The following is a 24,786-nucleotide window of genomic DNA, read 5'->3' as shown; positions in this document are numbered from 1 at the left end:
TCGAGTCATTTCGGCGTGAGCCGATACAAGCCGCCGGGCCCGGCGTCCTCCAGCATCCACAGCGAGCCGTCCAGCGCTTCCTTGATATCGCACAGGCGCTTGCCGACGTTCCAGCGGTCGACCGCGGTGGTGCCGCCCTTGCCATCGAACGTGACGCGGATGATGGCCTCGCTGGCCAAATGAAAGGGGACGTGAAAAAGAAGGGGCGTGGCTAATTGAATTCGGTCGTCGTCTGGCAAGGCCAGCCGCCTGCCTGGCTTGATTGGCCACGTCCACTTTTCCCGGTACGCCCTTCGCGTGACAGTTTCCGCGGGAAATACTTTCCGCGTGCCCGCTTCGAACATCTGTAGCAGAATCGCCCCGCGGCGGTGCGCAGCCGGCAGTGCATCGTGCGACATCGATGCCGGCCACCGGGGACCAGGGGAAAGACATCATGGCGCTCGATCGGAGATTTCTGCTCTGCGGTTTTGCCTATGCCATCGCGGGCATGGGGCTTGGCATCTACATGGCGGCTTCGCACAACCACGCCTTGTTCGTGGCGCACGCGCACATGCTGCTGCTGGGTTTTGTGGTGTCCTTCATCTACGCGTTGATCCACAAGCTGTGGCTCGTCGGCGCGGGGGCCAGGGTCGCCGGCTTCCAGTTCTACCTGCATCAGCTGGCGGTGCTGGTGTTGTCCGTGGGCCTGGTCTTGCTATATGGCGGCGTGGTTCCGGAACCGGCGATCGGGCCCCTGCTCGGTGCGGCGGCGGTGGGTGTGCTGGTCGCCCTGCTGTTGATGGCCTGGCTGGTGCTGCGAATCAAAGGGGATGCGAATCAAAGGGGACGTGGCCAAATAAATCCGGTCGTTGTCTGGCAGGGCCAGTCGCCTGCTTGGCTGAATTGGCCACGCGCCTTTTTTTCTGGACGTCCCTGCATGCTTGCCTGGACAGCCTCATTCGTGCGGGTTACGGCTTGGGCCGCGGGGTGGTCGCCACGCTGGGCGGCAGGGTCGGCAGCGCGACCTTCGGCTGGTCGCCGGTCAGGGCCCCGAGGAAAACCTCGATCTTGCCGACCTCCTCGTCGCTCAGCTTTGCGCCGAGCTGGCTGCTGCCCATGATCGCGACGGCCTGGCGAAGATCCCACACCTTGCCCGTATGGAAATAGGGCGCGGTCAGCGCGATGTTGCGCAGCGAGGGCACCCGGAACACGTATTCGTCGCTGGCCGTCTTGGTCACCGCGAAGCGGCCCTTGTCCCCCGGCGGGAGAATGTCGGCGCCGGGCCGCTCGACCACGCCGAACGGGGCGTACATGCCCCCGCCCACGTTGATGCCGTTGTGGCATGCCGCGCAGCCCTTGTTGATGAACAGCGCCAGGCCTTCTTTCTGATTCGCGTCGAGCGCCTTCTCGTTGCCCTTGAGGTAGCGATCGAACGGCGCGTTCGGCGTGATCAGGGTGGCCTCGAACAAGGCGATGGCCTTGCGCACGTTGTCGAACGTGATCGGATCGGGCACGGCCGGATAGGCCTTGGCGAACACGGCGGCGTAGCCGGGAATCCCCTTGAGCTGTTCGACGACGTGTGACTCGGTGGTGTCCATCTCGACCGGGTTGACCAGCGGACCGCCAGCCTGCTGCTCAAGGTCCTTGGCACGCCCATCCCAGAATTGGGCGACGTCGAACACCGCGTTGTAGACGGTCGGTGCATTGCGACCGCCATGCTGCCAGCGATGACCCAGCGAAGTCTCCTGCAGGTCGACCCCGCCCATGCCGACCATGTGGCATGAGTTGCAGCTGATGGCATGGCTTTCGGACAGCCGGGGCTCGAAGTAAAGCAGCTTGCCTAGCTCCACCCTGGCCGGGGTCGCCGCATTGCCCGGCAACGGCGGCGCATTGGCGGGTATCGGTTTGAACAGACCTTGGGCCTGCTTCATCAATGCCGTTTGCGACCATGCCTGGCCTGTCGCCAGGGAGGCGAGAACCATCATTGAAACCAGCTTGATCGGTGACATGAGCTGACTCTCCGCAGTTGGGTGGCAATCGAAACCATCAATGTCCGTGGCGTATCCAGGAAACCCTGGCGATGCGCGAACGCGGCGCGGAACAGACGACATGGTGGACGTCGCCGGGGTCGTCGCCATGCCTGTCGTCCTGGCCCAAGCGGAGTCACCGGCTATGCCTGTCGATGCCGGATCGCGCTGGCAACACCCGCATGCTCGGTTCATCGGCACCGATGGCTGTTGACCGGATCAACAAAAGCGATTTCGAAACGAAGGCAGGCGTCCGGCCCGCGACCATCGCTCCGTCCTGTCCGCAACAAGGGCATGCGGGAACAAAGGAGACGCGTCCAATTGAATTCGTGCTCGTGCGTCGGTCGAGATTGCGGATGGACCCACCGGGGAATTGAACATGGCGGGCTCCTGGCCGCAGAGCGAAAAACGGCCAGCCGGGTTGTGCCGGCTGGCAAGCCTCGTGAGACCAGCGTATGGTCCGCACACGGCGCTGACTCAGGGGTGAGGCACGGCCTGCACACGGGAAGGCAGCGTCTTCGCGATTGCGGTGCCGCAAGGCGTGGAATCGTCGATCGCCTGCAAACCAACTTCAATCCACCAGGGGTCCCCACTCATGTCACGTTTCCGTCTTTTCTGCCGCGCCCTGGGCGTGAGCTTCGGCCTGGCTGCTGCCTGTGTGTCGTTGCCGGCTTTCGCGGGCGATCCGGTAGCGGTGACCTTCGCGGCCAACAGTGTCTGGGCGCAGGAAATCGGCAACCTCACGCATTCCGACAGCTCGCTCGATTACACGGTGGCGATCGCGGCGGGCAAGACGTTGCAGCTCAATCTCCTCACCCGCAATCCCAACGTGCGTTTCAGGGTGGAGGACCGGACCAACGACAAGCTGCTGCTGGATTCGCGCAAGACCGGTGAGTCCACCTGGACCTTGCCGAACGCGCCGGCTGCCACGTATGCGATCCATGTCTACATCGATCCCGCCGCGATACCATCCGACGACACCGCCAAATACGCGTTGCAGGTCGGGCAGTACGGGGCCGAAGACATGCAGGTGCCCACAAGCGCGGTGACATTCGAAGCCGGCAAGCCGTGGGCACAACAGGCTGTGGTGTTGTCGCCCGGCGCCACCGCGCACAACTTCACCGTGGCCATCGCGGCGGGCATGACGGTGAAGATCAACCTCATTTCGGACAACCCTCGGCTGTACTTCAAGGTGACCGACCAGACCCACGACAAGGCGCTGGTCGACAAGAGCACGACCGGAGCGAACACCTGGACCGAATCGGTGGCGACGGCGACAAATTACGTGATCCAGGTGTATCTCGACCCGTCGGCGACGCCGTCCGGTCAAACCCGATTCACCCTGCAGGTCGGGCAATACCCGTCAGCGAACACGCAGCCCGCCGGCGCGACTACGGCCGCGGCGGCTTCCACGCCATCGATGTGATTGCGTTCGAAGCGGCCGGCGGCCGCTCCGGGCGTGACAGAGCAAAATAAGGGGTCGGCGTGCGCTTTCGGCACGCCGACCCCTTATTTCATGGTGCGCCGCTGCGCTCAGTCCGTACCCGAGCGCAAACCGTCGAAATACGCGGCGATCTCTTCCGGAAACGCGTAGCGCTCCTCCGGTATGGGCGAACCGGCGTCGATCAGCGCTTCCGCGCAGGCCAGCCAGTCGCCACCGGGCGTGGTCTCGGCCCGGGACGCGAAGCTGAGCGTGCCGTAGACGTTGTCCTTGAAACCGTGGCGCTCGTCGTAGCGCGCGCCATGGGCGAGCAGGAAGCGTGCGAGCGATGCGTTGCCGCGGAATACCGCCCAGTTGAGCGCGCTGCCGTCGATGTCGCCGCCGCGCGTCGTGATCGGCCAGCCTGCCTCAACCATCACGCGCACTGCTTCCTCCTCGTTGCCGGCGGCCATTTCCGGCAGCAGGCGCAAGGCGGCCGACGGCAGTTTGCCGATGAGGCCCGGGTCGTCGGCCAGCATCGCCTGCACGTTGGCGCGATCGCCTCGCGCGCACGCGCCGAGGAAGGCGTCATGCGGGCGGTCGTCGGGCACTGCGCCGGCTTGCACCAGTTGCCGGGCCACTTCGACGAGGCCAAGGCAGCACGCCAGGCGATAGGCGGAGATGCCGTGACCGTTGCTTGCCGAAGGATCGGCGCCGGCGTCGAGCAGAAGGCCGATGGTCGCGGGCGAGCGACGGCGGCGGATCGCGTGCAGCAAGGGGCTGCCGTCCGGGCCGGGTTCGTTCGGGTCACCCCCGTGGGCGAGCAGCAGGCGCACCGTGTCGGGATGCTCGTGGTCGAGCGCGCGGAACAGCGCGTTGCAGCCGGTCACGCGGGCACCGGCCTCGAGCAGCAGGCGGACAATCGTGCTGTCGGCGATCTCGGTGGCGTGGTAGAGCGATTCGTTGTCGTTGGGGTTGGCGCCGGCTTGCAGCAGTCGCCGCGTGAGTGCGATGTCGTGGTTGCGACCGGCGGCGCCGTACAGGACGCTGAGCGAATCGTGCGGCAGCTCCGGATCGGTCCATCGCGCATCCGGGTCCGCGCCGGCATCGAGCAGCAGGTCCGCGCAGGCACGAATGCCCGGCGCGCAGGCGGGCAGGGCGATCAGCCCGGAAAAGGTGGCGCAGGCGAGCGGCGGCATGCCGTTGTCGGCGCGCGCCGTCGTGGCCCAGGCGGGATCGGCTGCGAGGGCGGCCTGCACTGTGGCGACGTCGCCGATGGCACAGGCAAGCGCGGGCGCGCCGACCAGCAGGTCCGCATGTTCGCGCAGCAGTCGCTCGGCCAGTGCGGGTTTGGCCGTCTGGTAGCCGTGGCCGAAGACCCAGTGCATCCACTGGCGTTTGCGCGCGTGCATGTCGACCGAGGCGGCCTGCAGTGCGACGTAATCCTTCAACTGCGACCACGAGCCGAAACCGTACTCGCGTGCGATGCAGGACTGCGCGTCGTGCAGGCGCAGTTCCATGGCGGCGATGGCGGCGTGATCGAGCCGGGCGGCGCCGGGCAGGGCAAGGCGAACGCGTTCGAGCGCATCGGGCTCGCCGTGGCGCACGTCCTCGAGCAGCCGCTTGGCCTGTTTCTTCAGATGGTCCAGATGCGGACGGGCGGGCAGGTTCTTCATGACAACCTCCATGCAATGAATGCCGAAGGTCCGCAATCCCGGCTGCACAAAGGTCGATGGTGGCCAGCGATGGACAAGTGGGTTGAACCCTTCCCGCGGACCCGGAGGCGGCTTGCGACGCCGGGGCGTGAGCATAGACCAGGAGCGAAGCGGGGCCAATCGCCAGGTAGCGTGGGTGTGGCACCCGGTTCGATGCGGGAATCAAACAGGGGCCGAGGCTGATCAAGTTCGATTGTCGTCCGCCACGGCAAGCCCCGCTGTTTCGTTGCACGTGCGTCAGGACCACTGCCCGTCCATGGGCTATCCGCCTGGACGTCACTCGGGCAGGGCTTGCCCCGATCCGCCAAGCTCGGCCGGGAAGTCTCTCAGCTTGGGCAAGCCGTCCTTCATCCGCAGCACGGTCTCGGCATAGTTCACGTGGACGGCGGGTACGAAGTCGAGATCCGGGATGGTGGCGGCGTAGACGTCGGTCAGGCCCAGCGTCGGATGGTCGGTCATCAGGTGCCCGCCGCATTGCTTGCAGAACTGGCGGTCGCTGGTTTCCGTCTTCTGGAAATGCCCGACGAATTCCGACCCCTTGGTTACCCTGACGCTGGCGGGTTTCCACAACGTGAATGCATTCACCGGTCCGGCCGACCAGGAGCGGCAGGAGCGGCAGTGGCAGTACCCCATTGCTTCGGGCGCGCCGGAGACCTCGATCTCCACGGCACCGCAGAAACAGCTACCCGTGTGCTTGTCTGTCATGTCGTTTCTCCAGCGTGTCGGTGGTGTTTCCCCTTGCCCTGATCGGGCGAATCATACGGCTGACGCGGCTCCGGGAGGGGCGAGGCAATCGAGTCGGCTTCCCCCGCTCGCCCGCTGCAGCTCTCTTCGGTGGCGAGGTGGCGTTGTCCTCACCGGAGCGTGCGCTGACTGATGCGACGGCGGAGGTTTTGGGAGGGCAGGACGATCATATCGTTTTTCATTGCTAATATATCGTTTTGCGATATATTGCGGTCACTAAACGATACGTGGAGAGCAACGATGGGGGATTTTGCGGTGCTGGCGCTGCGCGCCGTGATTGCGATCGCGCTGGCGGGTTCTCTGGTGGTGCAGGGCGTGATCGCGCCGTTGTTGTGGCATGACCTGGAATCGGCGCGCGCGGACGTGCGCATTCCGCTGGTGGTGATCGTCATCCTCGGCGTGTTGACGATGCAGGTGACTGCGGTCTGCATCTGGCGGTTGCTGACCATGGTCCGGCGCGGCACGGTGTTCTCCTCCGCGGCCTTCCGCTACGTCGACATCGTGATCGGAGCCATCGCGGCAGCCTCGGCGCTCACGTTCGGCATGGCGGTGGTGGCCGCGCACGCCAACCGCATCACGCCCGGCGACGAAATCGCCCCGGGCCTGATCGGCATGGTCTGCGGCGCATCGCTGGTGATCGCCGGCGTGGCGCTGATCGTGCTGGTGCTGCGGATGTTGCTGGCGCAGGCGGTCGCGCTGGATTCGCAGGCCAGGCAGCTCAAGTCCGAACTGGACGAGGTGATCTGATGGCCATCCTGGTGGACATCGATGTCATGCTGGCCCGCCGCAAGATGGCCGTCGGCACGCTGGCCGAGCACATCGGCATCACGCCCGCCAACCTGGCGGTGCTCAAGAACGGCCGTGCCAAGGCCGTGCGTTTCACCACCCTCGCTGCGTTGTGCGAGGTGCTGGAATGCCAGCCGGGCGATCTGCTGCGTTGGGAGCCCGACGACGCCGCCGGGACGTCGGTGCGCTGAAGAAGCGACACGGGCGATGTGCGTTCGTACTGCAGGAAAGGTCACGACGAATGGCCAGGTCGCCGGGACCAGGATTGAACGAAAGCGGCACGGCAGCTTCACGTTGTCGTGGAGGTGGTGTTCGTAGCATGGCCGGACTACTCCCGGGAGCATGTCATGGCCGATGAAAATGCCGGCAAGCAACTCGATCACGTGACTGACACGCTGGCGCAGCTCAAGGAAATGCGCCACTACGCCAGGAACAATGTGGAGCACCTGACGGCGATCTGGCTGTTGTTCGACGGTGAATTGTCGAAGCTGAAGCAGACCGACAAGATCGACGATCTGATGAACCGCCAGGGCCAACTCCATGATGCACTGGAGGCGGTGATTGCGGATCTGGAGGCATTGCAGCAGAAACTGCAGCCGCCACCGGAGGGCGCGGCAGGCTGAGGACCAGTTTCGCGCCCCGGTCCGGTGCTTGCGTACCGAAGGGGTATTACCACAGCAACAAGGAAGAGCTGCGTGCCTCCGGAGTACCGTCTGGAACCTTCACCACCGGTCGCGGCCTGAACGCCTTGCGGGAAGCCGGCTGGAAGCTGTGCACGTTGAGTTTCGACGGCAAGCTCACCCGGCGGGGACGGCAGTTGGATGGCTGCCTGGCACGGATGAGCTGAAGCGTCGGCCGCATGATCTGCAGCCTTCCCGGAGATCCTGTTCCACCGAAGGCACCGGGCGCCGAGGCGCCTCAACCGTCGGCGGCGTGCTTGCCGGTGAACACCGCCAGCTGCGCGGCGAACGCGCGCTTGTACGCGGGCCGCGCTTCACCGCGGGCGACATAGGCGGCGAGGTGCGGATATTCGGCGAGCATGCCGGATGGCTTCAGGCGCAGCAGCGTGTGGACCATCATGAGGTCGCCGGCGCTGAACGCGCCGTCGAGCCAGTCGGCATCGCCCAGCCGGACGGCGAGCTGGCCCAGCCGGTTGCGGATGCGATTCTTGATGAGCGGCAGCCGTTCTGCGGCCCATGGCTTGTCGCCTTCCAGGAACCTGGCGGTCTGCAGATCGAGGATCGGCGGCTCCACCGTGTTGAGTGCGGCGAACATCCACATGATGGCGCGCGCCCGGGCATTCGCGTCGTCGGGCAACAGACCGGCGTGGTGTTGCGCGAGGTGGAGCACGATCGCGCCCGACTCGAACAATGTCAGCTCGCCTTCCTCGTAGGTGGGGATCTGCCCGAACGGATGCAGCGCCAGGTGGGCAGGCTGCTTCATCGTGCCGAACGAGACGAGGCGGACCTGGCAGGCTTGGCCCACTTCCTCGAGTGCCCAGCGCACGCGCATGTCGCGCGCGAGGCCCTGGCCGCGATCCGGCGAGCTTTCAAAAGCGGTGATGGTGGGGATCACGGCGAGACTCCGGGTGGATACGCGATGTCATGTCGGGTGGCGGCAGCGCTCGGTTCGCTGCGCAGGCGGTGGGGGCCAGCGCCGGCGGTTGAAACGCATCAGCCGCGCCGGGCCGCCTCGATCGCGGCGATGTCGATCTTGGTCATGTCCATCATCGCGTTGAACGCGCGCCGGGCGACGGCGGGGTCGGGATCGCTGATCGCCGCCATCAGTGCGCGCGGGGTGATTTGCCACGACAGGCCCCACTTGTCCTTGCACCAGCCGCAGGCGCTGGGCTGGCCGCCGTTGTCGATGATCGCGTTCCACAGGCGGTCGGTTTCAGCCTGGTCGTCGGTCGCCACCTGGAACGAGAACGACTCGTTGTGCCGGAACGTCGGGCCACCGTTCAGGCCCAGGCACGGGATGCCCATGACCGTGAACTCGACCGTCAGCACGTCGCCTTCCTTGCCGGAGGGATAGTCGCCTGGCGCCCGATGAATGGCGCCGACGGTGGTGTCGGGGAAGGTCTTGGCGTAGAACGTGGCGGCCTCCAGGGCGGCGCCGTCGTACCACAGGCAGATCGAGTTCTTGCTGGTCATGCGTGTTCTCCGGGTTGTGGGCGGCGTGGCTTGCATGATCTGCGACGAACGAGTGGCGGGCAGATCGACATCCCGCTATTCCGCCATGCGCGGCTGGCGACATCAGGCCATGTGCGTCGATGTGCCGTGGCAAACTGCACGGACTGCGGCCGGTTGCGGCCCGACGAGTGCGAGGTCGATCGTTTTGCATCCGGACGTTGTGCCATGAACAGTCATCTGGATACGGTGGCGTTTCCGCTCGGTCGCCGGGCGCGGCAATGGTTTGCCGAGCAGCAGTTCGACGCGGCGCGGGAGGCGCTGGAATCGCTGCTTCGGCAGGTCCCCGCCAACCCGTTCGTGCAGATGGATCTTGCGGCGGTGCTGCTGCGCTGTGGTCGCCTGGGCGACGCCGCGACCTTGATGCTCGATGTCGCGCAGTCCGACGATCCGCAGCCGTCGCTGGACATCCAGTTGGCGCGCGGGCTTTCCGCTGCCGGCGAGGTCGTCGCGGCGCGATCCTGCCTGGATCGGCTGGAGCGGGCCGCGGATCTGCCGGCCATGCTGCTGGCCGAACAGGCCCATTTGCGCTGGGGCATGCGGGACATCCCCGCCGCGCGGCGGATGATCGATCGCGCGGTCGCCGCAGGTGCCGACGCGCCGCGCGAACTCCATCTACAGGCCATGCTGCGGCAGTTCGGCGGCGAAACCGACGAAGCGGGCCGCCTCCTGGATGCCTGTCTGGATCGCTGGCCTGCCTTCGGCGATGCGGCGCTGGCGCGGGCCAACCTGCGTACGCAGACGGCGCAAACCCACCACCTCGATTTTCTGCGCCTGCAGCTGCAGCGGCTCCCGGCCGACGACGGAGCTCCCGCGCAACTGGCCAATCGTGCCGCGTTCGAGGCGGCCGTGTTCAAGGAACTGGACGACCTGGGTCGATACGATGAGGCATGGCCAGCGATGCAGCGATGCAATGCGCTGATGCACCGGGTCAGGCCGTACGATGCGCAGGGCGAGACCGCGGTGGTGGACGCCTTGATCCGGGTTGCCGGTTCGCTGGGAAGGTCGGCGGCGCCGGGCGCGCAGCAGGAAGAAGGGCCGCAGCCGATCTTCATCGTCGGCATGCCGCGCTCCGGAACGACGCTGCTCGACCGCATGCTGTCCAGTCATTCGCAGGTGGCCTCGGCCGGCGAGATCATGGATTTCCCGCAACAGTTGCGCCGGGTCGCCGGGGTGGTCCCGCATGGCGCGGCAGGCACGCTGGCCGCGATCGAGCGCGGTGCGGAGCTGGACCTGGCCGATCTCGGTGCGCGCTATCTCGCGCAGACGCGCTGGCGGGCACCGGGGTGTCGCTACTTCATCGACAAACTGCCGACCAACATACGCATGGTCGCCCACATCCGCCGCGCGTTGCCGCATGCGCGCATCGTGCACGTGGTACGCGATCCGCTGGAGGTGTGCTTCTCGAACTTGAGCATGATGTTCGGGAACCGGGCGGCGTACAGCTACGACCAGCGTGCCATGGTTCATTACTACGGCCAGTACCGCCGCCTGGCGCGGCATTGGCAAACCACGATGCCCGATTCCATGATCGAAGTGGCCTATGCGGATCTCGTCCGCGAGCCGGGCGTCGCCTTGCGCAAGGTTCTCGACCATTGTGGCCTCGCGATGGAGGAAGCCTGCCTCCACCCGGAGCGGAACGCGGCGCCGGTGGCCACGCCCAGCGCCGCCCAGGTTCGCGAGCCGATCCACGGCCGGGGCAGCGGCCGCTGGCGCCCTTACGCGTCGCACCTGGACGTGTTGCGCGGGGCGGTGCTCGACATGGCGTGAGCTGCTGTGGCGCGGCGCGTATCGCGTCGCGAAGACGGGGCGGTGTCTCGCGGGCCTCGTGCGGCGCTTCGCGGCCTGCGCTTTTGCGACGCAGCCCGGCTTTCCGCCACGTGCTACTGGCGGCGCTTGGAGATGTACATCGCGCGGTCGGCGTGCGCCAGCAGCGCTTCGGCGTCGGTGCCGTCGCGGGGGTAGCAGGCGATGCCGATGCTGGCGTCGGGGCGGAACGGGCCGTCGGGCAGGGTGCAGGGCAAGCCGAGGCGGGCGCGCAGGTCGTCGGCGATGGTGCGGGCGGCCCGGCTGTCGCGGCAACCCGGCAGCAGCGCCACGAACTCGTCGCCGCCGACGCGCGCCACCAGGTCGCCCTGGCGCAGGCCCTGTTGCAGCCGCTGACCCACTTCGCGCAGCACGCGATCGCCGGTTGCGTGGCCGGCGCGGTCGTTGACTGCCTTGAATCCGTCGAGGTCGAGGTAGAGCACGGCCAGGCCAGAGCCGGTTTCCGCCGCGTTGGCGATGGCGTACTGCAGTTCGACGTGCAGGCGGTGACGGTTGGGCAGGCCGGTCAGCAGGTCGTGGGTGGCGCGATGTTCCAGTTCGCGCTCGTTGCGGCGCAGCTCGGTGACTTCGTGGGCCACGCCGATGCGCACGCCGTACTCCGGCAGCCAGCGTGCCGACCACTGGATGTCCACGCTGTGGCCGTCGCGGTGGATGTAGCGGTTGCGGAAGTGGCGTTGCAGTTCGCCGGCCATGACCTGTCCGGCTTGCCGCAAGGTGGCCTCGCGGTCTTCCGGATGCACCAGTTCGAAAATGCGCCGGCCGAGCACCTCGGCTGGTGCGTAGCCGAGTATCCGTTCGAAGCTCGCGTTGACGTAAAGCAGGCGTCCCTCCGCATCGACCACGCAGACCGCATCGGGCATCAGGTCCAGCACTTCGGCGAGCGGGGGAAGCTTGGCAATCATGGAGTGGCGTGCGGTCTTCGGGCATTACCGGTTGGCTTGCAGTATGGCCAACCGGGCAGGCCGAGGCTACCCGTCGAACCGCCGGGAACGGAAGGCGCAGGTTCGGCGGCACTCAGCCTGGCAGGCTGACCACCGGCACGAAGCCGCCGAAGATCATCCGCTTGCCGTCGAACGGGCAGTTGGCGGCTGCCTCCATGCGCGGGTCCTTCATGATCTTCTCCATGCCGGCGTCGCGGGTGGGCTTGTCGGGCCACTCGATCCAGGAGAACGCCACCGCTTCGTCCGGCTTCGCCTGCACCGCGCGGCGGAAATCGGTGAGCTTGCCGTCGGGCACGTCGTCACCCCAGCACTCCACGACGCGGAGGGCGCCGACCTCAAGGAAGATCGCGTCATAGGTGCGGGCGTGGGCGATGAACTGCGCGCGATTGGCCGCGGGTACGGCGATCACGAAACCGTCGATGTAGGACATGAGCGGACTCCTGCGGAGGACACGGCCGGGATGGCCGGTCTGCCATCGTGCGACGAACGAGCGGGCGCGGAATCGACGCCTGCGGCGAAGCGGGCCGATACAATCGGCGGACCACTTGCGACCGGGCAGCACGAGCATGCGCAGTTTCGACGATCTCCACGACGGGCACTGGCAGGCCGCGCTGCTGGACGCCTCGTATGGCAACGTGCGGCTGGTGTTCTCGCGCGCCGGCGCCGGCGAGATCCGTCAACTCGCCCTGCCGGCGGAGAACCTGCGCGTGGCCGAGGACGAGCTGGCCACGATGGACGATGCCCGGTTGCGCCAGCTGCTGGCCGAGTCCGAGCCGTGGGCGTAGCGCACGAGACGGCTCGATGCCGGGACGTCGAACCCTGCACTTTTTTTGCGGGCGGTTTGCCGGTACGGTTGGCGTTCGAGGGGACAGGGCATGCTGATGCGGGCGGGAGAACCTGGCAAGGGGATGCGGCGGCGATTCTTGTCGCGGCCCGGCACGCTGGCCGTGGCGGCACTGTTCTTGTTGGCTTTCATTCTGTCCGAGGGGTGCGCCATGGGGTTGTCCAGTCCGCTGGTGCTGTTTTCCGAGGTGCATGGCACGGTGCTGAGCGGCGGCAAGCCGGTGCAGGGCGCCGAGCTGGTGCAGGAAGTGGTGTGGTCGGACAACAAGAACGACGTGCCGCCCGCACACACGCTCAGCGATGCGCAAGGCCGCTTCCACTTTCCGGTGGTGGAGCATCGCCCCGGCGTGCTGCGCGCGGTGCCGCACCAGCCGGTGGTGCTGCAGAAGATCACCATTCGCCACGAAGGCCGCGACTACACCGCCTGGCGGCACACCCGGAATTCCTACGAGCCGAATGCGGAGCTCGACGGCAAGCCGCTCAACCTGGAATGCGAGCTGACCCGCGCGCCCGATTTCGAGGGCACGCACTACGGTATCTGCAAGGCGATCTGAGCCGGAAGCTCAGTTGACTGGAAGCAAGCGGGGAGGGATGGGGATGTCGAATGACCTTTCACCGGCGCAGGCCGCCGAGATTGCGGACAGTGCGTACGCGTTGCGCCTGTCCACCGACATGGTGGATGCGGCGACCGCCGCGCCGACGGCGCGCGAGTCGTTCGACCTGCTGGGCGGCACGCGGCTGACCGGTTCGACCGGCCTGGGCAGCTCGCCGATCAGCCAGCGCACCGGCTTCGGCTACGTGGCGCGCGGCAGGAACGCGCGCGAACGCGAGCGCCTGGTCTCGATCCGCGGCACCTTCAAGACCAGCGCCTACGACTGGCTCAGCAACCTGCGCATGGCCGGCGTCGCCGGCCCCAGCGGTTACATCGTGCACGCCGGTTTCTGGGCGGCGGCGCAGACCTTGCTGCCGCAGATCCGCCAGGCGATCGGTTCGCCGGCCGAGGTATCCACGATCCACGTGGTGGGCCACAGCCTCGGTGGCGCGATCGCCACGCTGGTGGCCGACAGCCTCGGCGACCTCGGCTGCAAGCTGCAGCTGTACACCTTCGGCGCGCCCCGCGCCGGGTTGGAGCCGCATGCGCAATACCTCACCCGGCGCCTGGGTGCCGATGCGATCCACCGCGTGTACCACGACACCGACCTGGTGCCGATGGTGCCGGTCTACCCGTACAGCCACGTGCCCTGGCGCGACACCGCCTACCGCATGAAGGGCCCGGGCAAGCTGGTGTCCATCGAGGCGCACTTGATGCCGCAATATCGCCGCTCGGTCGGCGACGCCGCCTGGCGGGCGCTGCCGGTGCTGCAGGAAGGGCCGGACAGCTTCGAGCAGGCCGAAGCCTGGCTGGGCATGGCCGCCGCGGTCGGCGGGCCAGGCATGATGCTGTCGGCGACCGCGCTGCGCTGGATCCTCCGCGCGCTGGACTGGATACTCTCCACGCTGGGCCACGGCGCGGGCCTGGCGGTGCTGGGGGGCGCCACCATCCTGGACACGCTGGCGCGGCTGCTCTACTCCGGCGCGCTGCAGTCGCTGCGACTGGCGGCGATGATCCGCAACCTCATCACCGCGATCATGCGTTTCATGGGCCGCGCCGTGGCAGCCACGGTCAACATCACCGTGGCCTTTGTGGAGTACGTGCTGGGCATGCTGTTTCGCGTGGTGTCCACGATGGCCCGGCAGGCAGTGGATGTGCTGCTGCGCTGAAGCGGTCAGCGGAGGTGGGCGAACAGCATCGCGATATAGGCGCCCACCAGCGTGGCGCTGAAGACCACCAGCGCCTTGTGCAGCCACTCGCGCGAAGTCCACGCGCCCAGCAGTGAGCCGGCAATGAAAATCAGCTGGAAGCCTGCATCCAGCGTCCGGGGCAGGGCGCCGTGGAGCATCCGGCTCTTGCCAAGGCTGATCACCAGCAGCAGCACCAGCAAGGTATAGAACCAGCGGTGGTTGGCGTAGTAATGCCGGCGCAGGTCGACCGGTTCAGACGCGGTGATGTCCGGCAGGACCAGCCCGGCCAGCAGGTACAACGGCACGGTTTGCGCCAGCAGCACGGAGAAGCCGAGGAAACTCCAGTCCTGGCGCAGGCGCAGGTCGTACATGGCCCACCAGACTTGCACGTCGAGTACCAGCAGCAAGATGGCCCACGCCAGCGAAGGCCAGTACATCGTCGCGCTGGAGCGCGCCAGCATCAGGCCGCGCAGACCCTGCAACACCTGGGTGATCGCCAGGCCCACGATGATCGAGAGCAAAACGGACAGGTAGCTGAAAGCATCCATGTTCGATCCGGGCCGGTGTGGATTTGCGCAAACGCACTTTGCCCGAGCAGCTCGGCTCGCGCCAGCGATCAGCCGGCTTGCCCGGTCTCTCCGCCGCGATGCGGCAGCTTCCAGTCCGGCCGGATGAAGTGGCAGGTGTAGCCGCCGGGGTAATGCTGCAGGTAGTCCTGGTGCTCGGGTTCGGCCTCCCAGAAATCGCCGGCGGGGGCGAGTTCGGTCACTACCTTGCCCGGCCACAGGCCACTGGCCTCGACATCGGCGATGGTGTCCTCGGCGACTTGCCGCTGGGCTTCGCTGGTGTAGAAAATCGCCGAGCGATAGCTGGCGCCGCGGTCGTTGCCCTGGCGATTCGGCGTGGTCGGGTCGTGGATCTGGAAGAAGAACTCCAGCAGCCGGCGATAGCTGATCCGCGCGGGATCGAAGATGATCTCGATCGCCTCGGCGTGGTTGCCGTGATGACGGTAGGTGGCGTTCGGCACGTCACCACCGGAATAGCCCACGCGGGTGGACAGCACGCCGGGCTGCCGGCGGATCAATTCCTGCATGCCCCAGAAGCAGCCACCGGCCAGGAGCGCGCGTTCGCTGGTCGGGTTCATGCGTCGTCCCTCGCGTGGTCGAACAGGTGGAGAAACTCGCCGTAGCCCTCTTTCTCCAGCTGTTCCAGCGGAATGAAGCGCAGCGAGGCAGAGTTGATGCAGTAGCGCAAGCCGCCGCTGGCGCGCGGGCCGTCGGGGAAGACGTGGCCCAGGTGGCTGTCGCCGTCGCGCGAGCGCACCTCGGTGCGGAGCATGCCGTGGCTGGTGTCGTGCTTCTCCACCACGCGCTCGCCCTGCACGGGGCGGGTAAAGCTGGGCCAGCCGCAGCTGCTGTCGAACTTGTCCAGCGAGCTGAACAGGGGTTCGCCGGAAACGATGTCGACGTACAGGCCGGGCGCGGCGTGCGCGTTGTAGAGATTGTCGAACGGGCGCTCGGTGGCGGCCTCCTGGGTGACCCGGTATTGCTCGGGCGTGAGCCGGGCTAGCGCTTCGGCGGTCTTGCGGTATTTCGACATGGGAGCCTCCGGGGATGGTCGACCTGCACGCCGGCGCGCAGCGGGCGTTGCTGACTACATGGGGTTCGTCGGAGGCGTGCCAAGGTTACTCCCCGGCGATCAGATGACGGCCAGCGGTTCGGCGTCCAGCACGAACGCCAGGGCATCGCTGCAACGCGCGTCGACCTTCAGGCTGAGCAGCGCATCGGCGCGCGTGCGGCCGAGCGTCACCGCCGCCACCGGCTTGCCGGCCCTCGCCGCGGCCTGCACGAAACGGTAGCCGGAATAGACCATCAGCGAGGAGCCGACCACCAGCACGCCACCCGATGCGTCGAGCGCCTGCGTGGCCGCCTCCACGCGCCCGCGCGGCACGCCCTCGCCGAAGAACACCACGTCCGGCTTCACGATGCTGCCGCAGCGAGGGCACGGCGGCACGGCGAAGCGGGTGAAGTCCTGGCCGTCCAGGTCCGCGTCGCCGTCGGGGGCGATGGTGGCGTCGAGGTGTTGCCAGGCCGGGTTGCGTTCGACCAGCTGCTGCTGGAATGCATCGCGCGGCAGGCGCCAGTCGCAGGCCATGCAGCGCACTTCGTCGAGCCTGCCGTGCAGGTCGACCACGCGCTCGCTGCCGGCGCGCTGGTGCAGGCGATCGACGTTCTGGGTGACCAGCAGCTCGATGTGCCCGCGCCGCTCCAGTTGCGCCAGGGCCAGGTGCGCGGGGTTCGGGCGCGCTTGCCCGAAGTGCGGCCAGCCGATCAGGCTGCGCGCCCAGTAGCGTTGGCGCGTGGCGTGTTCGTGCATGAAGGCCTGCAGCGTCACCGGCGGGGGGCGCTTCCACTCGCCCTCGCGGTCGCGGTAGTCGGGAATGCCGGAGTCGGTACTGACACCGGCGCCGGTCAGCACGAACAACCGCGGGTGGGTCTCGATGAATTGCTGCAGCGGAGTCATGTCTTGCGAGCCGGGTGACGCGCCGAAAGCGACCGCCCGAGCATAGCCGCCCCGCGGCGCTTGCCGCGGGTGCCCTCAGTGATGGTCAGGCTGCCACCGCCTCGGGTTCGACCGCCGCCGCCACGGGGCTGCGGATGATGTGGTCGAACGCGCTCAGCGCGGCGGTGGAACCGGCGCCCATCGCGATCACGATCTGCTTGTACGGCACCGTGGTGGCGTCGCCGGCGGCGAACACGCCGGGCACGGAGGTCTGGCCGCGTTCGTCGATGACGATCTCGCCGCGGGGCGAGAGTTCCAGCGTGCCCTTCAGCCACTCGGTGTTCGGCAGCAGGCCGATCTGCACGAAGATGCCCTCCAGTTCGAGCGTGTGCATCTCATCGCTGACGCGGTCCTTGTAGACCAGCGCGCTGACCTTCTGTCCGTCGCCCAGCACCTCGGTGGTGAGCGCGCTGACGATGATGTCCACATTGGGCAGGCTGCGCAGCTTGCGTTGCAGGACGTCATCCGCGCGCAGCTTGCTGTCGAACTCGATCAGCGTGACGTGGCTGACGATACCGGCCAGGTCGATGGCCGCCTCGACGCCGGAGTTGCCGCCGCCGATCACCGCCACGCGCTTGCCCTTGAACAGCGGGCCGTCGCAATGCGGGCAATAGGCCACGCCCTTGTTGCGGTACTGCTCTTCGCCGGGCACGCCCATCTGCCGCCAGCGCGCGCCGGTGGAGAGGATCACCGTCTTCGATTTCAGCGTGGCGCCGTTGGCCAGCTGCACCTCGACCAGGCCATGGGTGGCATCGCTGGCCGGCACCAGCTTCTCGGCGCGCTGCAGGTTCATCACGTCCACGTCGTATTCGTGCACGTGCTGTTCCAGTGCCGCCGCCATCTTCGGGCCTTCGGTATAAGGCACCGAGATGAAATTCTCGATCGCCATCGTGTCCAGCACCTGGCCACCGAAGCGCTCGGCCGCCACGCCGGTGCGGATGCCCTTGCGCGCGGCGTAGATTGCCGCTGCGGCACCGGCCGGTCCGCCACCCACCACGAGCACATCGAACGCTTCCTTGGTCTTGATCTTCTCCGCTTCGCGGGCGCTGGAGCCGGTGTCGATCCTGGCCAGGATCTGCTCCAGGCTCATGCGGCCCTGGTCGAACAGCTCGCCGTTGAGGAACACGGTGGGCACCGACATCACCTGGCGCGTCTCGACCTCGTCCTGGTACAGCGCGCCGTCGATGGCGACGTGCTGGATGTTCGGATTGAGCACGCTCATCAGGTTCAGCGCCTGCACCACGTCGGGGCAGTTCTGGCAGGAGAGCGAGAAATAGGTCTCGAACCTGTATTCGCCATCGAGGCTGCGCACCTGCTCGATCAGCTCGGCCGCCGCCTTGGACGGATGTCCGCCGACCTGCAGCAGGGCCAGCACGAGCGAGGTGAATTCATGGCCCATCGGGATGCCGGCGAAGCGCACGCCGATGTCGGTGCCAACGCGGTTGATCGCGAACGAGGGCTTGCGTGCTTCGCTGTCGTCGCGGCGCAGGCTGATCTTGTCCGACAACGTCGCGATCTCCCGCAGCAACTCGTCCAGCTCGCGCGACTTGGCGCCGTCATCCAGCGCTGCGACCAGCTCGATCGGTTGCGTCAGCTTTTCCAGGTAGGACTTCAGTTGGGTCTTGAGGGCTTCGTCGAGCATGGCGAACACTCCGAAACGGATAAGGGGGATGCGGGAGGCTTGTGGCAGCGGCCGGCGCCATGGGGAGGGCCGACCTGACGGAGGGAGGGGCAGGCCGGACGCAGGCCGCTGGCACAAGCATCCTGTGCGGAGCCCGGGCGCACCGCGGCGCCCGGGTCCGTGACATCGTTGCAGCGAAAACTCAGATCTTGCCGACCAGGTCCAGCGACGGCGCGAGGGTCTTCTCGCCTTCCTTCCACTTGGCCGGGCAGACCTCGTTCGGATGGGCGGCGACGTACTGCGCGGCCTTGACCTTGCGCAGCAGTTCGGACGCGTCGCGGCCGATGCCGCCAGCGGTGATCTCGACGATCTGGATCTTGCCCGCGGGATCGATCACGAAGGTGCCGCGATCGGCGATGCCGTCGGCCTCGATCAGCACGTCGAAGTTGCGCGAGATCTGGTGGGTGGGGTCGCCGACCATGGTGTAGTTGATCTTCTTCACCGCGTCGGAGGTGTCGTGCCACGCCTTGTGCGCGAAATGGGTGTCGGTGGAGACCGAGTAGATCTCGACGCCCAGCTTCTGGAATTCGGCGTAGTTGTCGGCCAGGTCCTCCAGCTCGGTCGGGCAGACGAAGGTGAAGTCGGCCGGATAGAAGAACACCACCGACCACTTGCCCTTCAGGTCGGCTTCGCTGACTTCGATGAACTTACCGGCCTTGAGGGCCTGGGCCTTGAACGGTTTCACTTCGGTGTTGATCAGGGACATCTGCTTGGCTTCCCGTGGTGGTTGGACAACGAAAGGAATGCTACGAGCCCGTCGCCAATTTATCTAATTGATTGTTGGCATGGGTTTGATTGGCTGTAGCTATCGGCTTGACGGTACTGTGCAGATGCGGGCGAAGCAGCCGGCTTCAAGCCCTTCGAGCCGCAGCGGACGGGCTTACGGGCCCGTCGTCGCGAAACGGTCGCGCAGCTGGTTGTCCACCACCGTGGCGGTAACGATGTCGCTGCCCACGTTCACCGTGGTGCGCATCATGTCGAGCACGCGATCGACGCCGATGATGATGCCGATGCCCTCGGGCGGGATGCCGAAGGTGGCCAGCAGGCCGGCGATCATCGGCAGCGACCCGCCGGGAATGCCGGCCACGGCCACCGCGCTCAGCACCGACAACAGCATCAGGATGGCCTGATGGGTCAGGCTGAGTTCCACGCCGAACGCCTGCGCCACGAACAGCACCACGCAGCCCTCGAACAGGGCGGTGCCGCTCATGTTCATGGTCGCGCCCAGCGGCAGCACGAAGCCGGCGGTGCTGGGGTTTAGCTTCAGTTCCTCCTGCGCCACCGCCAGCGAAGCGGGCAGGCAGGCGTTGCTGGAGCTGGTGGAGAAGGCGGTGATCAGCAGGGCGCGAATCTGCCGGAAGTACACCAGCGGCGAGCGCTTCGCCAGGAAGCGCAGCCACAGCGACATGGTGCCGAACAGGTGCAGCGCCAGTGCCACGGTGCAGCCGATCACGAATACCGACAGCGCCAGCAGTACATCCACGCCGACCTTGACGATTACGCTGTAGATCATCGCCGGCACCGCGTACGGCGCCAGCTCCAGCGCAAAGCCGACGATCCTGGTCATCAGGTCGGTGATGGTGTCCAGCGCCACCTGCACGCGCTTGCGCTCCTTCTCGCGCAACTGGGTGGCGGCGGCGCCTACCAGGATTGCGAACAGGATCAGCGGCAGCACGTCGCCGAGCGCATTGCGGCTGGGACCGGCCACCGCGCCGACCAGGTTGCGCGGCATGAACATCTCCACCAGCGTGCCGAAGCTCATGCTCGGCTGGGCCGCCCTGGTGTCGATCGTCTTCTGCGCACTGCTGCCGTACTCCTGCATCAGCTGGGCGCGCGCCTGCTCGTCCAGGTGATGGCCGGGCTGCACGGTGTTCATCATCACCAGGCCGATCGCCACGGCGATGCCCATGTTGAGGAAGAACAGCAGGAACGTACGTCCGGCGAGCGGGCCGAGCCGGTCCAGTCGGCCGAGCTGGGCCACGCCCGAGGCCAGCGAGCTGAACACCAGCGGGATCACCACGAAGAACAGCATGCGCAGGAAGATCTGCCCGAACGGGTCGAACACGGCCCCGGAAATCTTCTGCATCAACGCCAGGGTGGGCGGATGCCACTGGCCGATGCCGAGCGTGACCACGGCGGCAACCACGCCGATCACCAGGCCCCAGAGGATGCGTTTCGCGAGAGGAGTCGATGTGCTCATCGGACCGAATGTACGGGGCCGTGGCGGATTCGTCACGCGAGAAATTGCGATCGGCTGCCGGACTGGTGCCCGCAGCCGGCGCGGGGGTGCCAGAAGGTCCAATCCCGGCCGTTGGCGCGGTGGGCTAAAATGGGCGTTTTCACGGGAGGCCACATGACAAAGTCAGCATCCCCGGGTGCCCGTTTTCGCGCAGCCGTCGCCGCCGAGCAGCCGCTGCAGGTCATGGGCGCGATCACCGCCTACGCCGGCCTGATGGCCAAACGCGTGGGCTACCAGGCGCTGTATCTGTCCGGCGGCGGCGTGGCCGCCAATTCGCTGGGCATGCCGGACCTGGGCATCTCGACGATGGAGGACGTGCTCACCGACGCGCGCCGCATCGTCGATGCCACCGGCCTGCCGCTGCTGGTCGACATCGATACGGGCTGGGGCGGGGCGTTCAACATTGCGCGCACGATCCGCTCGTTCGAGCGCGTCGGCGTGGCGGCGGTGCACATGGAGGACCAGGTCGGCCAGAAGCGTTGCGGTCACCGTCCGGGCAAGGAAGTGGTGTCGAAGGACGAGATGGTCGATCGGGTGAAGGCCGCGGTCGATGCACGTACCGATCCGGGCTTCGTGATCATGGCGCGCACCGACGCGGCTGCGGTAGAGGGCATCGATTCCGCGATCGAGCGCGCGGTGGCCTATGTCGAGGCCGGCGCCGACATGATCTTCCCCGAGGCGATGAAGACGCTGGCCGACTACCGCCAGTTCAAGGCGGCGGTGAAGGTGCCGATCCTGGCCAACCTCACCGAGTTCGGCTCCACCCCGTTCTTCACCACCGACGAACTGCGCGACGCCGGCGTGGACATCGCGCTCTACTGCTGCGGTGCGTACCGGGCGATGAACAAGGCGGCGCTGAACTTCTACGAGACCGTGCGCCGCGAAGGCACGCAGAAGAACATCATCGACACCCTGCAGACGCGCGAGGAACTGTACGACTTCCTCGGCTACCACGCCTACGAGGACAAACTCGACGCGCTGTTCTCGCACAAGAGCTGACCACCACTACGGTAGGCGCCCGCGAGCAGGCTCCTGCAGGAATCAAAAGCACCAACCCGCACCCTGGAGATTTCCGATGAGCGAACAAGTCCTGCCCAAGGCCAAGAAGTCCGTCGCCCTGTCCGGCGTGGCCGCGGGCAACACCGCGCTGTGCACGGTCGGCCGCAGCGGCAACGACCTGCATTACCGCGGCTACGACATCCACGACCTGGCCGCCAAGGGCTGCTTCGAGGAAGTCGCCTACCTGCTGGTGCACGGCGTGCTGCCGAACTGGACCGAGCTGCAGAACTACAAGGCCAAGCTGAAGCGCCTGCGCGGCCTGCCGGCACCGGTCAAGGCCGCGATGGAACTGCTTCCCGCATCGACCCACCCGATGGACGTACTGCGCACCGGCTGCTCGGTGCTCGGCACCGTGCTGCCGGAGAAGGACGACCACAACGTCACCGGCGCGCGCGACATCGCCGACCGCCTGATGGCCAGCTTCGGCTCGATGCTGCTGTACTGGTACCACTTCAGCCACAACGGCAAGCGCATCGAGGCCGAAACCGACGACGAATCGATCGCCGCGCACTTCCTGCACCTGCTGCACGGCCGCAAGCCGAGCGAGCTGCACGCGCAGGCGCTGGACAAGTCGCTGGTGCTGTACGCCGAGCACGAGTTCAACGCCAGCACGTTCAGTGCCCGCGTCATCGCCGGCACCGGCTCGGACCTGTACTCGGCGATCACCGGCGCGATCGGCGCGCTGCGCGGTCCCAAACACGGCGGCGCGAACGAGGTGGCGATGGAGATCATCGCGCGCTACCGCAACGCCAATGATGCGGAAGCCGACATCCGTGCCCGCGTCGAGAAGAAGGAAATCATCATCGGCTTCGGCCACCCGGTCTACACCGTGTCCGACCCGCGCAACGAGATCATCAAGGAGATCTCGCGCAAGCTGTGCACCGATGGCGGCAACCCGACCCTGTTCGACGTCTCCGAACGCATCGAGAAGGTGATGGGCGAGCTGAAGAAGATGTTCCCCAACCTCGACTGGTTCTCGGCCAGCACCTACCACATGATGGGCGTGCCGACCGCCATGTTCACGCCGCTGTTCGTGATCGCGCGCACCGCCGGCTGGAGCGCGCACGTGATCGAGCAGCGTCAGGACGGCAAGATCATCCGCCCCAGCGCGAACTACACCGGGCCGGAAGACCTGGCCTACGTGCCGATCGACAAGCGCTAGGAAGCAGCTGGCAAGGTGGCGGGGAGCCAAACGGCTTCCCGCCTGCCTTGCGCCCGGGTCCGATTTTCAGGGCTCGTCGTCGACGTGGCGCAGCAGGTCGCCGGGCTGGCACGCCAGTGCCGTGCAGATCGCGTCGAGCGTGCTGAAGCGCACGCCTTTCACCTTGCCCTGCTTGAGCAGGGACAGGTTTGCTTCGGTGATGCCGACCGCCGCGGCCAGGTCCCTGGATTTCATCTTGCGCCGCGCCAGCATGACATCCAGTTCGATGATGATCGGCATCAGACGAACGCCCGGTTCTCCTCGGCGGCGCGTGCCCCCTCGCGCACCATTTCGGCCACCGCATAGGCGAGGATGGCGGCGGTGAGCGTGCCCAGGAAGCCGATGCCGAGGCTGAGCTGGTATTGCGGGATCTGGGTGGCGGCGACCAGCCCGGCGGCAAACCCTCCGATGAGGTTGACCAGCAAGGCGTGACCCAGCCACGAGAAGCACCGTGCGACGACAAGGTTCAGCGGCGACGGTGCGCGCAACGCCTTGCCCAGTCGGCGCAGGCACACGATCGGCGCCATCGCGGCCACCAGTGCCAGCAGCAGGGCCGCGGAAAGTACGGCGCCGTCGAACGAGGTTTTCGGCAGCAGGTGCCAGCGTTCAAGCAGTTGCTGCGCCGAGCCGGAGTCCATCCGCGTCATGCCGCTGACTTGCCAGAACAGGAGCGCCAGCAGCATGCAGCCGCCCACGGTACAGAAGGCGAGGATGCTGGCGAACGACATGATGTCGTTGGCACGCCGCTGGATGCGTGTCGTCCGCGCATGGGCGGGCTCGGCGGCGGGGCGAAGGGATTCGGTGCGGGCGGCAGACGACATGGGAGGTTCCTGGGCGGCAGATAGTTATCGTATTACGATAATTAATATCTATGCAAGAACATCGGACCGTGCGCGACAGCGCGCTGTCGCCTTGGTTGAATCGCGTAAGGTCCGGAGAAGGCCGGCCGGCAAGGCCGCGCTTACGCGCCGGCTTGCCGTCGCCGTCGGCGACGCTGGACCAGCCAGCCGCCACCGCAAATGACCAGGATGGCCAGGACGTCGAGGCCGTACGCGGCCCAGGCGTGGGCGTCGAACCACCCGTTGAGCAACTGGTCGTGGGCGATCATGCGGCCGGCGGTGATCGCAATCGCGGCGGCGCCGATGTACATGATGATCGGGAAGCGGTCGATCAGCTTGAGGATCAGGGTCGAGCCCCATACCACCAGCGGCACGCTGACCAGCAGGCCGATGATGACCAGGCCCAGGTGGCCCTTGGAGGCGCCGGCGATCGCCAGCACGTTGTCCAGCCCCATCAACGCGTCGGCGACGATGATCGTGCGCAGTGCGCTCCAGAACGTGCTGCCGGCCTTGATGTCAGGGCCATCGTCGTCGCCGTGATTCAGCAGTTGCCAGGCAATCGGCAGCAGCAGCAGGCCGCCGGCGAGCATCAGGCCCGGCAGCTTGAGCAGGAACACCACGATGGCGGTGAGCGCGAAGCGCACGGCCACGGCGCCGAAGGTGCCCCAGAACACCGCCTTCTTCTGCAGATGCTTCGGCAGCCGGCTGGCGGCCATGGCGATGACGATGGCGTTGTCGCCGGCCAGCACGAGGTCGAGCAGGATGATGGTGAGCAGGCCAGAGAGAAAATCGGGAGCAGCGAGGGTCATCGGGGGTTCCATGCGCGTCGAACAATGCGGCAGCCATGGACGCGCGCGGCCCATGCCCGCCACAAAAGTCTTGTTCGCAGGATGACTGCCGGACGACCGGAGCGAAACCTCGCTCGTGCTGACGATCGTCGCATCGCGGAAGG

General features: G+C 66.8%; 28 protein-coding genes. 10 read left to right on the top strand and 18 right to left on the bottom strand.

The window, feature by feature from the left end:
* Positions 1–5: 5 nt before the first annotated feature.
* Positions 6–398 carry a hypothetical protein gene (locus ACVCL3_RS04070; protein WP_447100499.1) on the bottom strand — a complete coding sequence of 131 codons (393 nt, stop codon included), beginning with the start codon at positions 396–398 and terminating at the stop codon, positions 6–8.
* Positions 399–947: 549 nt separating this feature from the next.
* A complete protein-coding gene (locus tag ACVCL3_RS04065; protein ID WP_447099086.1) occupies positions 948–2,117 on the bottom strand; it encodes a cytochrome-c peroxidase in 1,170 nt (389 codons plus the stop codon).
* A gap of 520 nt (positions 2,118–2,637) precedes the next feature.
* Here ACVCL3_RS04065 and ACVCL3_RS04060 point away from each other — a divergent pair.
* Positions 2,638–3,432, top strand: coding sequence for a hypothetical protein (locus ACVCL3_RS04060; RefSeq protein ID WP_447100498.1), 795 nt, complete (start codon positions 2,638–2,640; stop codon positions 3,430–3,432).
* A gap of 107 nt (positions 3,433–3,539) precedes the next feature.
* Here the strand turns inward: ACVCL3_RS04060 and ACVCL3_RS04055 are convergent, their stop codons facing one another.
* Together ACVCL3_RS04055 and ACVCL3_RS04050 are read right to left on the bottom strand one after the other, a co-directional pair.
* On the bottom strand, positions 3,540–5,102 hold the full coding sequence (locus ACVCL3_RS04055) for an ankyrin repeat domain-containing protein (protein ID WP_447100497.1): 1,563 nt from the start codon (positions 5,100–5,102) through the stop codon (positions 3,540–3,542).
* A gap of 315 nt (positions 5,103–5,417) precedes the next feature.
* Positions 5,418–5,846, bottom strand: a complete 429-nt coding sequence (locus ACVCL3_RS04050; RefSeq protein ID WP_447099083.1) for a GFA family protein — start codon at positions 5,844–5,846, stop codon at positions 5,418–5,420.
* A gap of 279 nt (positions 5,847–6,125) precedes the next feature.
* Between ACVCL3_RS04050 and ACVCL3_RS04045 the strand changes: the two genes are divergently transcribed.
* The 3 genes from ACVCL3_RS04045 to ACVCL3_RS04035 all read left to right on the top strand — a co-directional run bounded on the left by ACVCL3_RS04045 (position 6,126) and on the right by ACVCL3_RS04035 (position 7,294).
* Entirely contained in the window at positions 6,126–6,632 is a 507-nt protein-coding gene (locus tag ACVCL3_RS04045; protein WP_447100496.1) for a DUF2975 domain-containing protein, read from the top strand.
* Positions 6,632–6,862, top strand: a complete 231-nt coding sequence (locus tag ACVCL3_RS04040; protein WP_395118045.1) for a helix-turn-helix domain-containing protein — start codon at positions 6,632–6,634, stop codon at positions 6,860–6,862. Before ACVCL3_RS04045 ends, ACVCL3_RS04040 begins: the two co-directional genes overlap by 1 nt.
* A gap of 156 nt (positions 6,863–7,018) precedes the next feature.
* Positions 7,019–7,294, top strand: coding sequence for a hypothetical protein (locus tag ACVCL3_RS04035; protein WP_447100495.1), 276 nt, complete (start codon positions 7,019–7,021; stop codon positions 7,292–7,294).
* A gap of 295 nt (positions 7,295–7,589) precedes the next feature.
* Here ACVCL3_RS04035 and ACVCL3_RS04030 read toward each other — a convergent pair whose 3' ends face one another.
* Both ACVCL3_RS04030 and ACVCL3_RS04025 read right to left on the bottom strand, forming a co-directional pair.
* Positions 7,590–8,246, bottom strand: coding sequence for a glutathione S-transferase family protein (locus tag ACVCL3_RS04030; RefSeq protein WP_447100494.1), 657 nt, complete (start codon positions 8,244–8,246; stop codon positions 7,590–7,592).
* A gap of 98 nt (positions 8,247–8,344) precedes the next feature.
* Positions 8,345–8,824 carry a VOC family protein gene (locus tag ACVCL3_RS04025; protein ID WP_395118051.1) on the bottom strand — a complete coding sequence of 160 codons (480 nt, stop codon included), beginning with the start codon at positions 8,822–8,824 and terminating at the stop codon, positions 8,345–8,347.
* 204 nt (positions 8,825–9,028) lie between these two features.
* On the opposite strand from ACVCL3_RS04025, the gene ACVCL3_RS04020 reads away from it, so the two are divergent.
* Positions 9,029–10,630, top strand: coding sequence for a tetratricopeptide repeat-containing sulfotransferase family protein (locus tag ACVCL3_RS04020; RefSeq protein ID WP_447100493.1), 1,602 nt, complete (start codon positions 9,029–9,031; stop codon positions 10,628–10,630).
* A 113-nt stretch (positions 10,631–10,743) separates the two neighbouring features.
* On the opposite strand, the gene ACVCL3_RS04015 is transcribed toward ACVCL3_RS04020, so the two are convergent.
* Complete coding sequence (locus ACVCL3_RS04015; protein WP_395118054.1) at positions 10,744–11,589, bottom strand: diguanylate cyclase domain-containing protein; 846 nt, start codon at positions 11,587–11,589, stop codon at positions 10,744–10,746.
* 112 nt (positions 11,590–11,701) lie between these two features.
* Complete coding sequence (locus ACVCL3_RS04010) at positions 11,702–12,058, bottom strand: DUF1428 domain-containing protein (RefSeq protein WP_447100492.1); 357 nt, start codon at positions 12,056–12,058, stop codon at positions 11,702–11,704.
* Between the two features lie 136 nt (positions 12,059–12,194).
* On the opposite strand from ACVCL3_RS04010, the gene ACVCL3_RS04005 reads away from it, so the two are divergent.
* From ACVCL3_RS04005 to ACVCL3_RS03995, 3 genes are all read left to right on the top strand, one after another.
* The gene (locus ACVCL3_RS04005; protein WP_447099077.1) at positions 12,195–12,413 is read left to right on the top strand and encodes a hypothetical protein; all 219 of its coding nucleotides are present in this window, start codon (positions 12,195–12,197) and stop codon (positions 12,411–12,413) included.
* 210 nt (positions 12,414–12,623) lie between these two features.
* Positions 12,624–13,025: a DUF6795 domain-containing protein gene (locus ACVCL3_RS04000; protein WP_395118060.1), complete on the top strand. Its 402-nt coding sequence runs from the start codon at positions 12,624–12,626 to the stop codon at positions 13,023–13,025.
* A 43-nt stretch (positions 13,026–13,068) separates the two neighbouring features.
* Positions 13,069–14,232, top strand: a complete 1,164-nt coding sequence (locus ACVCL3_RS03995; RefSeq protein ID WP_447100491.1) for a lipase family protein — start codon at positions 13,069–13,071, stop codon at positions 14,230–14,232.
* 5 nt (positions 14,233–14,237) lie between these two features.
* Here ACVCL3_RS03995 and ACVCL3_RS03990 read toward each other — a convergent pair whose 3' ends face one another.
* From ACVCL3_RS03990 to ACVCL3_RS03960, 7 genes are all read right to left on the bottom strand, one after another.
* Positions 14,238–14,801, bottom strand: a complete 564-nt coding sequence (locus tag ACVCL3_RS03990; protein ID WP_447100490.1) for a hypothetical protein — start codon at positions 14,799–14,801, stop codon at positions 14,238–14,240.
* Between the two features lie 68 nt (positions 14,802–14,869).
* Positions 14,870–15,397, bottom strand: a complete 528-nt coding sequence (gene msrA / locus ACVCL3_RS03985; protein WP_447100489.1) for a peptide-methionine (S)-S-oxide reductase MsrA — start codon at positions 15,395–15,397, stop codon at positions 14,870–14,872.
* Positions 15,394–15,852: a peptide-methionine (R)-S-oxide reductase MsrB gene (msrB, locus tag ACVCL3_RS03980; protein WP_395118068.1), complete on the bottom strand. Its 459-nt coding sequence runs from the start codon at positions 15,850–15,852 to the stop codon at positions 15,394–15,396. Before msrB ends, msrA begins: the two co-directional genes overlap by 4 nt.
* A gap of 99 nt (positions 15,853–15,951) precedes the next feature.
* Entirely contained in the window at positions 15,952–16,776 is an 825-nt protein-coding gene (locus ACVCL3_RS03975) for an NAD-dependent protein deacetylase (protein WP_395118070.1), read from the bottom strand.
* 85 nt (positions 16,777–16,861) lie between these two features.
* Complete coding sequence (gene ahpF / locus ACVCL3_RS03970; RefSeq protein ID WP_447100488.1) at positions 16,862–18,457, bottom strand: alkyl hydroperoxide reductase subunit F; 1,596 nt, start codon at positions 18,455–18,457, stop codon at positions 16,862–16,864.
* A 181-nt stretch (positions 18,458–18,638) separates the two neighbouring features.
* Positions 18,639–19,202, bottom strand: a complete 564-nt coding sequence (ahpC, locus tag ACVCL3_RS03965) for an alkyl hydroperoxide reductase subunit C (RefSeq protein ID WP_395118074.1) — start codon at positions 19,200–19,202, stop codon at positions 18,639–18,641.
* Positions 19,203–19,376: 174 nt separating this feature from the next.
* Entirely contained in the window at positions 19,377–20,696 is a 1,320-nt protein-coding gene (locus ACVCL3_RS03960; RefSeq protein WP_447099072.1) for a dicarboxylate/amino acid:cation symporter, read from the bottom strand.
* A gap of 153 nt (positions 20,697–20,849) precedes the next feature.
* On the opposite strand from ACVCL3_RS03960, the gene prpB reads away from it, so the two are divergent.
* A complete protein-coding gene (gene prpB, locus ACVCL3_RS03955) occupies positions 20,850–21,734 on the top strand; it encodes a methylisocitrate lyase (RefSeq protein ID WP_395118078.1) in 885 nt (294 codons plus the stop codon).
* A gap of 76 nt (positions 21,735–21,810) precedes the next feature.
* A complete protein-coding gene (gene prpC, locus ACVCL3_RS03950) occupies positions 21,811–22,956 on the top strand; it encodes a bifunctional 2-methylcitrate synthase/citrate synthase (protein ID WP_395118080.1) in 1,146 nt (381 codons plus the stop codon).
* A 66-nt stretch (positions 22,957–23,022) separates the two neighbouring features.
* Here prpC and ACVCL3_RS03945 read toward each other — a convergent pair whose 3' ends face one another.
* From ACVCL3_RS03945 to ACVCL3_RS03935, 3 genes are all read right to left on the bottom strand, one after another.
* A complete protein-coding gene (locus tag ACVCL3_RS03945) occupies positions 23,023–23,235 on the bottom strand; it encodes a helix-turn-helix domain-containing protein (RefSeq protein ID WP_395118082.1) in 213 nt (70 codons plus the stop codon).
* Positions 23,235–23,816, bottom strand: coding sequence for a hypothetical protein (locus ACVCL3_RS03940; RefSeq protein ID WP_447099068.1), 582 nt, complete (start codon positions 23,814–23,816; stop codon positions 23,235–23,237). Before ACVCL3_RS03940 ends, ACVCL3_RS03945 begins: the two co-directional genes overlap by 1 nt.
* Before the next feature lie 140 nt (positions 23,817–23,956).
* On the bottom strand, positions 23,957–24,643 hold the full coding sequence (locus tag ACVCL3_RS03935; RefSeq protein WP_447100487.1) for a TerC family protein: 687 nt from the start codon (positions 24,641–24,643) through the stop codon (positions 23,957–23,959).
* Between the last annotated feature and the right edge of the window lie 143 nt (positions 24,644–24,786).

It is taken from the genome of Rhodanobacter sp. UC4437_H4 (genome assembly GCF_052978425.1).
Note: the sequence above shows the minus strand (reverse complement) of the source record. Positions and strands in the feature narration are given on the sequence as shown.

Excerpts from the sequence above, each read along its gene's own strand:
- ACVCL3_RS04070 (WP_447100499.1), bottom strand. The coding sequence starts at position 398 with ATGTCGCACGATGCACTGCCGGCTGCGCACCGCCGCGGGGCGATTCTG.
- ACVCL3_RS04065 (WP_447099086.1), bottom strand. The coding sequence starts at position 2,117 with ATGGCGACGACCCCGGCGACGTCCACCATGTCGTCTGTTCCGCGCCGC.
- ACVCL3_RS04055 (WP_447100497.1), bottom strand. The coding sequence starts at position 5,102 with ATGAAGAACCTGCCCGCCCGTCCGCATCTGGACCATCTGAAGAAACAG.
- ACVCL3_RS04050 (WP_447099083.1), bottom strand. The coding sequence starts at position 5,846 with ATGACAGACAAGCACACGGGTAGCTGTTTCTGCGGTGCCGTGGAGATC.
- ACVCL3_RS04045 (WP_447100496.1), top strand. The coding sequence starts at position 6,126 with ATGGGGGATTTTGCGGTGCTGGCGCTGCGCGCCGTGATTGCGATCGCG.
- ACVCL3_RS04040 (WP_395118045.1), top strand. The coding sequence starts at position 6,632 with ATGGCCATCCTGGTGGACATCGATGTCATGCTGGCCCGCCGCAAGATG.
- ACVCL3_RS04035 (WP_447100495.1), top strand. The coding sequence starts at position 7,019 with ATGGCCGATGAAAATGCCGGCAAGCAACTCGATCACGTGACTGACACG.
- ACVCL3_RS04025 (WP_395118051.1), bottom strand. The coding sequence starts at position 8,824 with ATGACCAGCAAGAACTCGATCTGCCTGTGGTACGACGGCGCCGCCCTG.
- ACVCL3_RS04020 (WP_447100493.1), top strand. The coding sequence starts at position 9,029 with ATGAACAGTCATCTGGATACGGTGGCGTTTCCGCTCGGTCGCCGGGCG.
- ACVCL3_RS04015 (WP_395118054.1), bottom strand. The coding sequence starts at position 11,589 with ATGATTGCCAAGCTTCCCCCGCTCGCCGAAGTGCTGGACCTGATGCCC.
- ACVCL3_RS04010 (WP_447100492.1), bottom strand. The coding sequence starts at position 12,058 with ATGTCCTACATCGACGGTTTCGTGATCGCCGTACCCGCGGCCAATCGC.
- ACVCL3_RS04005 (WP_447099077.1), top strand. The coding sequence starts at position 12,195 with ATGCGCAGTTTCGACGATCTCCACGACGGGCACTGGCAGGCCGCGCTG.
- ACVCL3_RS04000 (WP_395118060.1), top strand. The coding sequence starts at position 12,624 with ATGGGGTTGTCCAGTCCGCTGGTGCTGTTTTCCGAGGTGCATGGCACG.
- ACVCL3_RS03995 (WP_447100491.1), top strand. The coding sequence starts at position 13,069 with ATGTCGAATGACCTTTCACCGGCGCAGGCCGCCGAGATTGCGGACAGT.
- ACVCL3_RS03990 (WP_447100490.1), bottom strand. The coding sequence starts at position 14,801 with ATGGATGCTTTCAGCTACCTGTCCGTTTTGCTCTCGATCATCGTGGGC.
- msrA (WP_447100489.1), bottom strand. The coding sequence starts at position 15,397 with ATGAACCCGACCAGCGAACGCGCGCTCCTGGCCGGTGGCTGCTTCTGG.
- msrB (WP_395118068.1), bottom strand. The coding sequence starts at position 15,852 with ATGTCGAAATACCGCAAGACCGCCGAAGCGCTAGCCCGGCTCACGCCC.
- ACVCL3_RS03975 (WP_395118070.1), bottom strand. The coding sequence starts at position 16,776 with ATGACTCCGCTGCAGCAATTCATCGAGACCCACCCGCGGTTGTTCGTG.
- ahpF (WP_447100488.1), bottom strand. The coding sequence starts at position 18,457 with ATGCTCGACGAAGCCCTCAAGACCCAACTGAAGTCCTACCTGGAAAAG.
- ahpC (WP_395118074.1), bottom strand. The coding sequence starts at position 19,202 with ATGTCCCTGATCAACACCGAAGTGAAACCGTTCAAGGCCCAGGCCCTC.
- ACVCL3_RS03960 (WP_447099072.1), bottom strand. The coding sequence starts at position 20,696 with ATGAGCACATCGACTCCTCTCGCGAAACGCATCCTCTGGGGCCTGGTG.
- prpB (WP_395118078.1), top strand. The coding sequence starts at position 20,850 with ATGACAAAGTCAGCATCCCCGGGTGCCCGTTTTCGCGCAGCCGTCGCC.
- prpC (WP_395118080.1), top strand. The coding sequence starts at position 21,811 with ATGAGCGAACAAGTCCTGCCCAAGGCCAAGAAGTCCGTCGCCCTGTCC.
- ACVCL3_RS03945 (WP_395118082.1), bottom strand. The coding sequence starts at position 23,235 with ATGCCGATCATCATCGAACTGGATGTCATGCTGGCGCGGCGCAAGATG.
- ACVCL3_RS03940 (WP_447099068.1), bottom strand. The coding sequence starts at position 23,816 with ATGTCGTCTGCCGCCCGCACCGAATCCCTTCGCCCCGCCGCCGAGCCC.
- ACVCL3_RS03935 (WP_447100487.1), bottom strand. The coding sequence starts at position 24,643 with ATGACCCTCGCTGCTCCCGATTTTCTCTCTGGCCTGCTCACCATCATC.